This window comes from Paenibacillus amylolyticus, from assembly GCF_036894225.1.
GTDB classification, from domain to species: domain Bacteria; phylum Bacillota; class Bacilli; order Paenibacillales; family Paenibacillaceae; genus Paenibacillus; species Paenibacillus amylolyticus.
The window spans coordinates 3,823,345-3,836,287 of the sequence record NZ_CP145892.1; the positions used below are offsets into that span (position 1 = coordinate 3,823,345).

14 protein-coding genes are annotated in these 12,943 nt (G+C 46.2%); 3 read left to right on the forward strand and 11 right to left on the reverse strand.

The window, feature by feature from the left end:
- Nucleotides 1-13 precede the first annotated feature (13 nt).
- The gene (locus V6668_RS16945) at nucleotides 14-385 is read left to right on the forward strand and encodes a DUF4363 family protein (RefSeq protein WP_338706201.1); all 372 of its coding nucleotides are present in this window, start codon (nucleotides 14-16) and stop codon (nucleotides 383-385) included.
- A gap of 117 nt (nucleotides 386-502) precedes the next feature.
- On the opposite strand, the gene V6668_RS16950 is transcribed toward V6668_RS16945, so the two are convergent.
- The 6 genes from V6668_RS16950 to rpmG all read right to left on the reverse strand — a co-directional run bounded on the left by V6668_RS16950 (nucleotide 503) and on the right by rpmG (nucleotide 4,720).
- The gene (locus tag V6668_RS16950) at nucleotides 503-1,204 is read right to left on the reverse strand and encodes a M50 family metallopeptidase (protein WP_036613817.1); all 702 of its coding nucleotides are present in this window, start codon (nucleotides 1,202-1,204) and stop codon (nucleotides 503-505) included.
- Nucleotides 1,205-1,258: 54 nt separating this feature from the next.
- Entirely contained in the window at nucleotides 1,259-1,741 is a 483-nt protein-coding gene (locus V6668_RS16955; protein ID WP_315371516.1) for a hypothetical protein, read from the reverse strand.
- 166 nt (nucleotides 1,742-1,907) lie between these two features.
- Nucleotides 1,908-2,990 carry a metal ABC transporter substrate-binding protein gene (locus V6668_RS16960; protein WP_338706202.1) on the reverse strand — a complete coding sequence of 361 codons (1,083 nt, stop codon included), beginning with the start codon at nucleotides 2,988-2,990 and terminating at the stop codon, nucleotides 1,908-1,910.
- Nucleotides 2,977-3,870: a metal ABC transporter permease gene (locus V6668_RS16965; RefSeq protein WP_338706203.1), complete on the reverse strand. Its 894-nt coding sequence runs from the start codon at nucleotides 3,868-3,870 to the stop codon at nucleotides 2,977-2,979. Before V6668_RS16965 ends, V6668_RS16960 begins: the two co-directional genes overlap by 14 nt.
- On the reverse strand, nucleotides 3,816-4,520 hold the full coding sequence (locus V6668_RS16970) for a metal ABC transporter ATP-binding protein (protein WP_338706204.1): 705 nt from the start codon (nucleotides 4,518-4,520) through the stop codon (nucleotides 3,816-3,818). The genes V6668_RS16965 and V6668_RS16970 overlap by 55 nt, the downstream gene beginning before the upstream one ends.
- Before the next feature lie 50 nt (nucleotides 4,521-4,570).
- Nucleotides 4,571-4,720: a 50S ribosomal protein L33 gene (gene rpmG, locus V6668_RS16975; protein WP_036613813.1), complete on the reverse strand. Its 150-nt coding sequence runs from the start codon at nucleotides 4,718-4,720 to the stop codon at nucleotides 4,571-4,573.
- A gap of 234 nt (nucleotides 4,721-4,954) precedes the next feature.
- On the opposite strand from rpmG, the gene V6668_RS16980 reads away from it, so the two are divergent.
- Nucleotides 4,955-5,989 carry a permease gene (locus V6668_RS16980; RefSeq protein WP_338706205.1) on the forward strand — a complete coding sequence of 345 codons (1,035 nt, stop codon included), beginning with the start codon at nucleotides 4,955-4,957 and terminating at the stop codon, nucleotides 5,987-5,989.
- A gap of 84 nt (nucleotides 5,990-6,073) precedes the next feature.
- The gene (locus V6668_RS16985) at nucleotides 6,074-7,057 is read left to right on the forward strand and encodes a TIGR03943 family putative permease subunit (RefSeq protein WP_338706206.1); all 984 of its coding nucleotides are present in this window, start codon (nucleotides 6,074-6,076) and stop codon (nucleotides 7,055-7,057) included.
- A gap of 122 nt (nucleotides 7,058-7,179) precedes the next feature.
- Here V6668_RS16985 and V6668_RS16990 read toward each other — a convergent pair whose 3' ends face one another.
- From V6668_RS16990 to deoC, 5 genes are all read right to left on the reverse strand, one after another.
- Entirely contained in the window at nucleotides 7,180-8,481 is a 1,302-nt protein-coding gene (locus V6668_RS16990; protein ID WP_047843307.1) for a pyrimidine-nucleoside phosphorylase, read from the reverse strand.
- A 243-nt stretch (nucleotides 8,482-8,724) separates the two neighbouring features.
- Entirely contained in the window at nucleotides 8,725-9,432 is a 708-nt protein-coding gene (deoD, locus tag V6668_RS16995; RefSeq protein ID WP_017688193.1) for a purine-nucleoside phosphorylase, read from the reverse strand.
- A 97-nt stretch (nucleotides 9,433-9,529) separates the two neighbouring features.
- Nucleotides 9,530-10,708, reverse strand: coding sequence for a phosphopentomutase (deoB, locus tag V6668_RS17000; protein ID WP_036613806.1), 1,179 nt, complete (start codon nucleotides 10,706-10,708; stop codon nucleotides 9,530-9,532).
- A 29-nt stretch (nucleotides 10,709-10,737) separates the two neighbouring features.
- The gene (locus V6668_RS17005; protein WP_036613804.1) at nucleotides 10,738-11,925 is read right to left on the reverse strand and encodes a NupC/NupG family nucleoside CNT transporter; all 1,188 of its coding nucleotides are present in this window, start codon (nucleotides 11,923-11,925) and stop codon (nucleotides 10,738-10,740) included.
- 227 nt (nucleotides 11,926-12,152) lie between these two features.
- Entirely contained in the window at nucleotides 12,153-12,803 is a 651-nt protein-coding gene (gene deoC, locus V6668_RS17010; RefSeq protein ID WP_036613998.1) for a deoxyribose-phosphate aldolase, read from the reverse strand.
- Between the last annotated feature and the right edge of the window lie 140 nt (nucleotides 12,804-12,943).

Here is a 12,943-nt window from a genome sequence, read left to right on the forward strand (position 1 = left end):
AGGAGGCGGTTGAATGAAAACGCGTTTCTGGCTGTTATATGTGCTTCCGATCTTCCTCATTCTTGTATTCGTTGCGATTATGGCTAGCGGAGCCTTTCTCAAAAAGCCCTTTGGTACCGATGATCGCTTGCTTGAATCTATACAAACGTTAGAGAAACAGGTTGAGGGGAATAAATGGACTGAAGCCAAGTCTCAAGTTAATTACGCAATGAAGGCCTGGGATAAAGTCGTCAACCGCATTCAGTTCAGTGTGGAACGTGAAACGATATATGATATTCTGGGCACGCTTGCTCGGATCAAGGGCGGCGTTGCGGCAGAGGATGATAAGGCGATTATGGAAGAGATTTATTACTTTTATGTGTTATGGGATAATCTTGGAGATTAGGTTCAATAATCTTTAATATCAGACTTTAATATCAGATTGTAAGTCCAAAAACAAAAGGCACTATCCTTTTATGAAGAAAGGAAGTGCCTTCTTTGCTTTGATATAACTTTATATCCATTACGCTCTTCGTAATCCCCGAGACCGTGACGATCGCGAAGTACCTTCTTTGCGGAAAAAGAGACCGAGTGCTCCCTTGGCACACCACAGTGCAAACAAAGCGAACAGCGTGCCCCAAAACAGCGCGGGAAGGAATGTCTGTTGAGCGAGATTCGCTGCATCCCCTGCCCGTGAAGGCTGAGTCCAGGACATAAATCCAACGTATACAGCACTAACAACCGACTCTTCCAGCGTAAGAAACGCCAGTAACAGATAATAGTACTTCACGATCTTGGCACCAAAAATCATAATGACAACGTTCAGTACGATGAACCCGGTCAGCCATAACATGCCGAACTCCCCTCTTACATATAACAGGAGCGACACCAGAGCGACAGCCGTCATAATACCAAGTCCCCACATGTGCAAGCCTTTGCGGTATAAGTAAAACAACAGCAAGGCGAACAGTGATGCACTGATATATCCCGCCAGAGAAACCAGGATCGATCTGCCTGGCGTCAGCATGGAAGAGTAAGTTACACCACTATGATCAGCGTATAATTCAATGCGCAGCACTTTACCGGACAATACCAGTGTCATTAGTGCATGACCGAATTCGTGAATCATCGTATCCAGGTTACGGAACAAGGACGAAAATGGGATGAATCGTGTAAGAAAGACGGAGCCTAGTAGAAAAAGTATCGTTTTGACCCACTTATTCAATCGTGTATACCTCCTTTACCTTAAAGTAAACAATCAAGTAAACAAGCCTATCCTTTATACTACGCTTTTTTCACTCGATTCGTTTCGGCTTCCGAACTGTAAGGCACAGTGCTCCATCCACCAGCAGAAGCTCCGATTGTGTCCAATGAAAAAAGAAGATAGATCATAGCGGCCCTTTTCGGCCTCTAGCGTAACGAGCAGTCGATTCCGCATCCGACGGATAGCATAGTGCACGAATTGATCTGCAACCTCACTTTGTATCAGGGTAACATAAGCATAAAGGGAATGATCGACAGGTTCATCAAGCGGACTCACCCCTGCACATGAAAATTCCGTCCTCACGCCCGCACTCTGAAGTATGGACAATGCCTTCACAAGTTCGGCATCAACTTCAACACCGTTCCAAATCTCTGTTTTCTTCGCGGATACTGTATGTTTATCACGTTCCGTCCAGTGCATCAGCTCCAGCTTACGCCGTCTCCACAGATGGGCAGGCTGTTCACTTAACAGCACTTCATGTTCCTCGTTTAAATTCATGCAATGTGTCCTCCTGTTCTCCTCGATCCGGTCACCTTATTCAACAAAGCAGAGAGCACATCCCTGTGCTCTCTGCTTTGCAAAAAGGCAAAGGAATGGCGATCCATTCCTCAGCATGTTGTATTATTGTACCTTTTTCGGTGACAGGCATCAAACTGATCTTTAATTATTCGTTCAGTGCCAGTTTCAGAGCCTCCAAATTTTGTCTCATCACGCTAATGTAGTCCATTCCCGCCGCAATTTCTTCCTCGGTGAGTCCCTCAATCGGATTCAATACAGCGGTCTTGGCCCCCACTTCACTTGCGATCGTCTCAGACACTTTGGATGAAACCAGTGTTTCGAAGAAAATCGTTTTCACCTGATGCTCTTTTGCAAAATCAATGACAGATGCCATCTGCGCTGCTGAAGGTTCTTGCTCAGGAGACAATCCTGCGATGGGCACCTGTTGCAACCCATATTCCTTGGCAAGGTAGCCAAATGCAGCGTGTTGTGTGATGAAATCCTTGCGTTTGCTATCCGTCACAGCCGCTTTGAAGTCCTGATCCAGTGACTCCAATTGAGCAATGTAGGCATCTGCATTCTGCTTGAACTGTTCAGCATGTTTCGGGGCAGCCTGCGCCAAACCTGCTTCAATATTGCGCACTTCCTTTACAGCCAATGCAGGTGACAGCCATACGTGGGGGTCGAGTCCACCGTGATCGTGATCATGTCCTGCTTCTGCTTCTGCCTCTGCGTCATGATCATGGTCGTGTTCTTCTGTAGTCGCTTCATTCGCATGCTCATGATCGTGGTCATGTTCTGTTGCCTCTGAATCTTCTTGATGGTGTTCATGCTCTCCACCTTCAAGAAGGTTGATGCCTTTGCTCGCTTCCACCTGAATGAGTGAAGCATTGCTCAGACTTCCGGTGACCTGATCAATCCAAGATTCCATGCCCGCACCATTGTATACAAGCACATCCGCTTTTTCAATGCTGGCAATATCTTGTGGTGTGGGCTCCCAATCATGGGGCTCCATTCCTGCTGGAACGAGTGTATGCACATCGGCCAGATCACCTGCCACATTTTTGGTGAACTCATACATCGGGTAGAAGCTGACCTGCACGTTTAATTTTGCAGTTTCCGTCTCGACTGGAACGGAAGTGCCTGTCGAAGCTGTATTTGCATCAGAAGCGGATTTTTGTCCGCAGCCTGCGACGATAAGTGTAAGACTAAACAACAATCCGAGCGTAGCTTTTTTACTGAATTTCATGTGATGTATTCCTCCTAGAATGGTTGACCAGAATGATGTGCTGTGATTTCGTTTCTTTGCGGTGACGCTTGCGGTTATATCGTGCAATCAGCTTTTGCGCTGATATTCCAGTCAATAGGATGACCAACAGGATGAGTGCAATTGTTCCTCCCGGTGGTGTATTCAGATGGTAAGATGTTGTGAGCCCGCTAAAAATACCGATTAATCCTGTAATTACCGCGACAATAATCGCTGCTGTGAAACTGCGAGACACTCTCAGTGCCAAGGCAGCAGGTAATACAATGAGAGCAGACACCAGCAACACACCGACGATCGGCATGGCTGAAGCTACAGTCATTCCTGTCAGAATGGCAAATGCAAACGATAAACCTCTCACCTGAACGCCTCCAATGGAAGCTGTCTCTTCATCAAACGTAAAGCTATAGAGCGGTCTCCGGAGTAAGATGAAAAAAAGTAAACCTATGACACATACTCCTGCCATCATCCACAATTGTATATCGCTAACCGCGACAATAGATCCGAATAAGTAAGAACTGAATGTTTTGGACAGATTGGTTTTGAGACTCATCAACACTACAGCAAGAGCCAGCCCCGAAGTCATGATGATCGCCACAGGTACCTCGCTGTAGGTTCGGTAACTTCGCCGCAGTTGTTCAACCAGTAATGCACCGATAATTGCAATGGCGAATCCGCAGATTACCGGGTTAAGATTCATGACCGAACCGAGCGCAACCCCTGCGAGTGAGACGTGGGATAACGTGTCTGCCATAAGGACCTGCCGCCTGAGCATCAGATAGACCCCAAGAATTGGAGCGATGACTCCAATCAGTCCACCTGCCCAGAAGGCACGTTGCATGAATTCGTACTCAAACACTGCCATTCCTCACTTTCTTGCCGCTCCAGAGTAATCGTTCGGTCCAATCGATCTCCCATCTCTTCCAGTCCATGAGTAACCATAATAATCGTTATCCCATGAGCATCAACATAGTGGCGCATCAGATTGTAAAATCCTTCAGAGTTGTGGCGGTCCATTCCCGTGGTTGGCTCATCCAGTACCAGAACCTGCGGTTGCCCAGCCATAGCCCTTGCAATACAGATCCGTTGCTTCTGTCCACCAGACAGCTCACCGACTCGTGTATTCCGATATTCCCACATGCCAACTTCCCGCAAACTGCGTTCAACGATGGCATCCTGCTCTGCTGTGAAGCTTCGGAATAGTCCCAGCCTGGTGTAACACCCGGACCGGACCAGCTCATTCACCGTACTGGGAAATCCACTATTGAACGATGCCACCTGCTGGGGCACATAACCGATATTGGATTTGTTCCCACGTTTCTGCGGATTCATATGTATCGTGCCGCTCCAGGGCTTTAATAGCCCTAGTAGCAGCTTTAACAGGGTCGTTTTGGCAGAACCATTGGGACCTGTGATGCCTATGAACTCTCCCACATGGATATCCAGCGACAGTTGATCAATGACCGGCTCTTTGCCATATCCAAATACAACATCACGCATGGAGGATAGTATCATGCTATTCCCTCTTTTCGTAAATATTACGATCTAAAAATAACAAAAAAATTTTATCTGGTTTCCCGGTGGATCGTCATTTTCTTCAAACGTGGGGAGTACTTCTTCATCTCAAGTCTCTCTGGATGGTTACGTTTGTTCTTGGTTGTTGTATAGTTGCGGTCCCCGCACTCGGTACAGGCTAAAGTTACAATGACTCTCATGGTTGTTGCCTCCTCTTATTTAATCGTAATTATTACTATTTAATGATATTAGCTGATGCTCTTTCTTTTGTCAACTCCATGCAGGAAAAGGATCTTTCAGTTCACGCCAGTTCTACATATCGATGAAGAATCTTGATTAATCGTAAAAATGTTGATTAGAACATAGGAATGATGTATGTTGCCGCACGTACAAGCATATATTTTAGCAAAGTCCTAGTTGTGGAGGTCTGTTTCATGAAAATGGCAGCCAATCTGAAGCTCCTGTCCTTCCTGGTCCCTTGTACATTTCTTGTTCCCGTGTTGATCACAATGGCTCCAGACTTGAAGGAAACATGGAACAGTGGAGCTTTGCAAAATATGAAAACCGTATTCATAGGTATTTTCCTTGAAGCCGCACCTTTTCTGCTCATGGGTGTGCTATTATCCTCGCTCATGCAGTGGTTCGTATCCGAAGAAATGGTCCGCAAACTCACGCCCAAGAATCCGATAGGCGGTGTGCTGGTCGCAGGACTACTCGGTATTATTTTCCCCATCTGTGAATGTGGCATGATCCCGGTAGTGAGAAGGTTGATGCACAAAGGCATGCCAGCCTATATCGCAGTTACGTTCATCCTGAGTGGTCCCGTAGTCAATCCCATCGTATTTACGGCAACTTTGCTTGCCTTTCCCTCCCATCCTGAGATTACCATTGCCCGCATGGGACTGGCCTTTGCTGTAGCGGCTTCCATAGGCATGCTCGTATATGTGTTTGTCCGTCGAAATCCTCTTCGGATGCCAAAGGTCGCAGTGACAGAGGTCAAGACACATCCTGGGTTTAAAATGGTGCAACCTCACGCGCACGCAAATGCACATGATCATAACCATGTAAAAAACTGGCGCAGCTTCTTCATTCACGCCGGAGATGAATTTGTCGATATGAGCAAATATCTGGTGATCGGTGCCCTGATTACAGCCTGCATCCAGACATTCATTAGCCGCAGCGATCTGATCTCACTTGGTAATGGTCCTGTTGCCTCTTACGTGTTCATGATGGGTTTTGCTTATGTATTGTCTCTCTGCTCCACGTCCGATGCTTTTGTGGCTTCTGCGTTCTCACATACGTTTGCACTGGGGCCGCTGGTATCCTTCCTTGTGCTTGGTCCAATGCTGGACTTCAAAAGCACGCTCATGCTACTCTCCACCTTCCGTACCCGATTTGTTATTGGTCTAAGTCTAGCGATTATTACGCTCGTTTTTGCCGGCTCGTGGTTGATTAACCTACTGGTATAAAGGTTGAGCAACATACTTCATGGCCTGAATGGTTAATCCCATGAACTTTCATCCTGACGATTAATAGAGATGAGGTGATGATATATGAACCACACTATCTATACGATGACAAAAGTCCCTGTTTCAAGGTCACACGTCATCCAATGGCATAACCTGATCCGTGCAGGCTGGATCGGCGGGGTGGCAGTGTACATTATTCAGTTGAATTCAAGTGATTCGCTTCATTATTATTTGGCTCCTACCATGCAAAAACTGCTATTATGCTGTCCTGTTCCCTTATTGTTTATTGCCGTTATCATGGCTTGGCATGGACTGTTCAGTAGAAACGAGGTGCATTGCGACTGTGAGCATCCACCACCTTCCGGATTCCTACGCAGCTCAATGGTATATGGTCTGATTGCTATACCCTTGTTGCTGGGATTTCTGTTACCTGACCGGGCTCTCGGCAGCTCCATGGCCAGTCAGAAAGGCATGTCTCTCACCTATGTCCCTCCCGAGATTCGTCGAAAAGAGCCTTTACCTGATCCGGCAACGCAATTGATTGTACAAGATCGTACACAACAAACAACGGCTGTTCAGTCTGCATCGGTCACCAAAGTACAATTCATTCCCCCAGACGAGTATAGCCGCGAATTCGCTGAACTGGCGGAGAAGTTGTATGCAGAACAGGTCATTCGAGTCTATCCTGAAATTTTCTCTGAAACCCTCGGTACGATCGATATGTTCCAGCGACAATTTGCAGGCAAAGATATCTCGTTAACCGGGTTTGTCTACCGTGACAAAAGCATGGATCATGAATCACATTTTGCACTAGGACGATTTCTCGTCATGTGTTGCCCAGCGGATGCGGCTCCCTTTGGCGTGATGATTCACATCCCCGAAGCGGATAGCTTCCCTACAGACAGCTGGGTGCAAATTGATGGCAGCATCGGCTCAGCACAGGTGAATGGTAAGGATACGATTGAAATTCGCGCCACAAAGGTGACACCTGTAGCCGAGCCATCCATGCCTTATATTTATACCAATGCGGACTCGGTGATGGCTTATGAGAAAATAAAGAGCCCGTAGTTGCTAGTAGTAGTAACAACTTGCACCTCAACGACAAAAAGCCCCAAAGCTATGGATTACATAGCTTCGGGGCTTTCATGTTAAGTCAGACATGAGATTACATCTCGTCTTCTCTGATTGTATTATTCCGTTACGATATCATGAACCAACACAGGAGCATCAGCATGATCCGCAATCGTAATGTTTTCTTTGATCTTCGCGATGACGTCTGCTACGTCTTCACGATTGGCATGGATCGTTACGAGGGACTCACCAGCTTTGACTGGGTCACCCACTTTTTTGTTCAGCATCAGACCAACAGCGAGATCGATCTCGGACTCTTTTGTTGCACGGCCTGCGCCGAGCAGCATTGCTGCAGTTCCGATTTCGTCAGCGACGATTCCGGCAACATAGCCGTCTTTATCTGCTGGGACTTCAACCAGATATTGTGCTTGTGGCAAACGATCTGGATGATCCACAACCGAAGCGTCTCCGCCTTGGTTTGCCAAGAAATCTTTGAATTTCTCCAGTGCTTTACCGTTCTGGATCACTTCTTTCAATTTCTCCTCAGCGTGCTCCAAGGAATCTGCCTTGCCAGCAAGGAATACCATCTGACGTCCAAGTGCCATACACAGTTCTTCCAGATCTTTTGGACCTTTACCTTGCAGGGTGAGGATGGCTTCTTTCACTTCAAGTGCGTTACCAATCGCCAGACCCAGTGGTTGGGACATATCGGAGATAACAGCCATCGTTTTACGTCCAACATTGTTACCGATGCTTACCATGGCATGTGCCAATTCTTTAGCATCTTCCGTTGTTTTCATGAATGCACCAGCACCTGTTTTAACATCCAATACGATTGCATCTGCACCTGCTGCAATTTTCTTGCTCATTATGGAGCTGGCGATCAGTGGAATCGAGTTAACGGTAGCTGTTACGTCACGCAGTGCATAGAGCTTTTTGTCTGCAGGCGTAAGGTTACCACTTTGCCCAATAACTGCAACCTTGTGTTCGTTTACGAGGCGAATGAACTCTTCTTTTTCAAGCTCTACGTGGAAACCAGCAACGGATTCCAGCTTGTCTGTTGTACCACCCGTGTGACCAAGTCCACGTCCGGACATTTTGGCAACAGGAACATCCAGCGCAGCAACAAGCGGAGCAAGTACCAATGTTGTTGTATCGCCCACTCCTCCTGTGGAGTGCTTGTCTACTTTGATGCCTTCGATAGCGGACAGGTCGATCGTTTCACCGGAATTCACCATCGACATCGTCAGATCAGCGCGTTCCTTGTCTGTCATATCTTTGAAGAATACTGCCATCGCCCAAGCGCTGACTTGATAGTCGGGGATTTCTCCTTGTGTGTATCCTTGAACAACAAAATCAATCTCAGCTGTTGTCAGTTCTTTTCCGTCGCGTTTCTTAGCAATAATGTCTACCATTCTCATGATGATCTCTCCTTGTGTGTGTATTAATTGTATTGAACACTTTGTTGTTAGTCCGTTACGGCTCCGGATCGTTCCTTAGATCGCTGTTGTCTCCAAGTTTTTTTGATTCCATTTGCAATGGAGAAAACTCGGAGACAAAGGCGAACGCTTTGCTTCTTCAGAATCGATTCCGGGTCCTTCACTCTGTGCTTAAAACAAAAGTTTCGATCCACATCAATTGATTATGAATATAAAATGCAACAATTACAGTGTGATTGCTGTGTCCAGGGCAACTACCATCATGTCGTTAAACGTTTTTTGACGCTCTTCGGCAGATGTTTCTTCGCCTGTCAGCAAGTGGTCACTTACCGTCAGGATGGTCAGTGCGTTAACACCAAACTTGGCAGCAATAGTGTACAATGCTGTTGTTTCCATCTCTACGCCGAGTACGCCGTGTTTCATCAACTTCTCGGTTACGGAACGGTCATCGCGGTAGAAAGAATCGGAGCTGAATACGTTACCGACGTGAATCTTCATACCTTTAGCTGTTGCACGGTCATAGGCTTCTTTCAGCAGGGAGAACGTAGCAATTGGTGAGAAGTCATAACCACCGAATACGTGTTTGTTCATGCTGGAATCTGTACATGCTGCTTGTGCAAGGATGACGTCACGTACACGTACATGCTCCTGCATACCGCCACAAGTACCCACACGAATCAGGTTTTTTACGCCATATTCGCTGATCAATTCGTTAGCATAGATTGCGAAGGACGGAATACCCATCCCCGAACCTTGCACCGAAATTCGGTGTCCTTGATATGTACCTGTGTAACCGAGCATTCCACGAACTTCGTTGTAACATACAACATCTTCGAGGTACGTATCTGCAATATATTTCGCGCGCAAAGGGTCACCTGGCAAAAGGATCGTTTCTGCGATATCTCCGGGTTTTGCTCCAATATGTGTACTCATGAATGAATCTCCTCCAGTTATACAATTAGTCTATTATGATGGCAGGACCGGAGCAGCTTAAGCTACTCCGACCTCCCCTATCCAGTTTTTGAAAAACTTATTTCAAATCCTTCAGGAAGCTGGTGCCGTATTCCGGCAATTTCACTCCAAAGTTCTCGGCTACGGTTGCGCCAAGGTCAGCAAATGTGCTGCGCAGATCAAGCTTTTTGCCCTCGCTGAAGCGCGGAGAGTAGGCAAGCAGTGGTACATATTCACGTGTATGGTCTGTACCGCGGTATGTTGGATCGTTACCATGGTCAGCTGTGATCAGCAGCAGATCATCATTGGTCATTTTGGCAAAAATCTCGGGCAGCCGTGCATCATAGTCTTCAAGTGCCTGAGCATAACCTTGCGGATCACGACGGTGACCGTAGAGGGCATCAAAATCAACCAGGTTCAGGAAGCTGAGTCCAGTGAACTCTTCATCCATCGTTTCGGACAACTTGTCCATGCCATCCATGTTGGAGACGGTACGAACAGCCTTGGTCACACCTTCGCCATCATAGATATCTGCGATTTTACCCAAAGCAATCACATCAAATCCACCATCTTGCAGTTCATTCATAACAGTACGACCAAAAGGTTTGAGTGCATAGTCATGACGATTCGCAGTACGTTTCCAGTTACCCGCTTCTCCTACAAATGGACGTGCAATAATGCGGCCGAGCATGTACGGATCTTCAAGTGTAATTTCACGGCAGAACTCACAGATCTCATACAGTTCTTTCAGTGGAACAACGTCCTCATGTGCTGCAATTTGCAGAACCGAATCCGCGGATGTATATACGATGAGCGCGCCAGTTTCAACATGCTCTGCACCCAGCTCATCCAGAATTTCCGTGCCGCTGGCCGGTTTGTTACCAATTACTTTGCGGCCCGTTTTCTCTTCAATGCGTTGAATCAACTCATCGGGAAAACCATTCTCGAACACACGGAAAGGTGTATCAATGTAAAGACCCATTAGCTCCCAGTGACCTGTCATTGTGTCTTTGCCTCTGGATGCTTCCTGCATCTTGGTGTAATACGCTTTAGGTGCATCCGCTACAGGGACACCCTCGATTTCTTTGATGTTGGACAGTCCGAGACTGGCCATGTGAGGCATTTTCAGACCTCCGCGTTCACGTGCAATGTGACCGAAGGTATCTACATCAAAATCATCAAATTCTGCTGCATCTGGCGCTTCGCCGATCCCTACAGAATCCATAACGATCAGATGTACTCTTTTGAATGTTGACATAACCTAAGCACTCCTTCCAATAATCCGGTTTACAAGAACAGTCCAGTAATGATCGCTGACAGCACGCTGACAAGCGAAGCACCGTAAAGCAGTTTCAGACCGAAGCGGGCGACCACATTACCTTGCTTCTCATGGAGTCCCTTCACCGCACCAGCAATGATACCGATGGAGGAGAAGTTGGCGAACGACACGAGGAAGACAGATACGATACCCGTTGTTCTGGCAGACATTGCAGTCTCCTTCAAATTAAGCATAGCTACGAATTCGTTGGATACCATTTTGGTTGCCATAATACTTCCTGCCTGAATCGCTTCTTTCCATGGAACACCCATGATGAAGGCAAATGGTGCAAACACATAACCAAGTAGCTCCTGGAACGAAATGCCAAGCACCGCGCTGAAAATTCCGTTAACAAGTGCGATCAAGGCAACAAAACCGATTAACATCGCAGCTACGATGATAGCAACTTTGAATCCATCCAGGATGTATTCGCCGAGCATTTCGAAGAAGGACTGTTTCTCCTCTTCCTGTACTTCCAATATATCTTCTTCCTCTGTAACCTCATAAGGATTCACAATAGAAGCAATGATAAAACCGCCAAACAGGTTCAGTACAAGAGCTGTAACCACATATTTCGGCTCGATCATGGTCATATAAGCACCAACAATCGACATCGATACCGTGGACATCGCCGAAGCACACAAGGTGTACAGCCGATGTTTTGGCAACAACCCAATTTGTTTTTTCACAGAAATGAACACTTCAGATTGCCCCAATACAGCCGAAGCAACCGCGTTATATGATTCCAGTCTGCCCATTCCGTTGATTTTGCTTAATACCAGACCAATATATTTTATAACAAAAGGCAAGATTCGGATATACTGCAATATACCGATAAGGGCGGAGATGACAACAATCGGCATCAATACGCTGAGGAAGAACGGTGCCCCCCCGCTTTCGGCACCTACGGTAGTCAAACCCCCAAATACAAATGCGATACCTTCATTCGCATAGTCGAGTAAACTTTTAAATACGGTCGCGAAACCGCCAATTAAAAAAGTACCCACTCCTGTATTCAACAGAGCATAAGCTAATATAACTTGCAAAACAATCATGATAGCCAGCGGCCGGTAACGAATCTGCTTTTTGCCGTTGCTTGCGATATAAGCCAGTCCAAAAACAACGAGTAAGCCGATAATGGCAATTAGAAATTTCATTTGATTTCTCCTTTGAAGGTAGTTAAGCCGGATGTGAAAATTCAGCTCAAAGGGCTCTTAAGCATTCTTATCAGTAATCTTTCAGAAAACTTATGAAGCGCTTACAATTAGTTCCGTTATTTAAAATAGTGTACGTTGTATTCCCTGTACCTGAGTCGAATGCCCAAGTACAGAGAATATAACATTACTTTTATTTATTAAGCTTTTTCTTGATAAGATGCTTTTGCTTAATAAGAAGATGTAGACTGACCACCCTGCATAATCTTCACGCCAGAACTTGCACCGATACGAGTTGCACCCGCTTCGATCATTTTTTGCATATCTTCCAGGCTACGTACGCCACCGGAAGCTTTAACGCCAACATCAGGACCTACAGTACGACGCATCAAAGCGATATCTTCTGGCGTTGCTCCACCTGTGGAGAAACCTGTAGAAGTTTTAACAAAATCAGCTCCAGCTCGCACAGCTGCCTGACAAGCACGTACTTTCTCTTCATCCGTCAACAGACAAGCTTCAATAATAACTTTCACCAAAGCTTTACCCGCAGCCGCTTCAACGACAACACGAATATCTTGTTCAACGTAATCATCTTTGCCATCTTTCAAAGCACTGATGTTGATGACCGTATCGACTTCAGTTGCACCTTTAGCAATCGCATCTTTAGTTTCGAAAGCTTTTGTCTCCGATGTAGATGCTCCCAGAGGGAAACCAATAACGGTGCAGATATCTACGCCAGTACCCTGCAACTGCTCAGCAGCATAAGCAACCCAGCCTGGATTAACACATACGGAAGCAAACTGGTATTGTTTCGCTTCTTCGGTTAACTTGGCCATTTCACTTTGCGTTGCGTCCGCACGAAGCAACGTATGGTCGATCATTTTCGCTAATTGTGGTGTAGTCAATTGAATCTCTCCCTTATCTGAACTAGTTATTTTCTATACACTTACACTAACATGAACATATGTAAAAATCAACTTGAACTTTTGTTCATAGTTACACTTACATTTCTTCTTCGTTA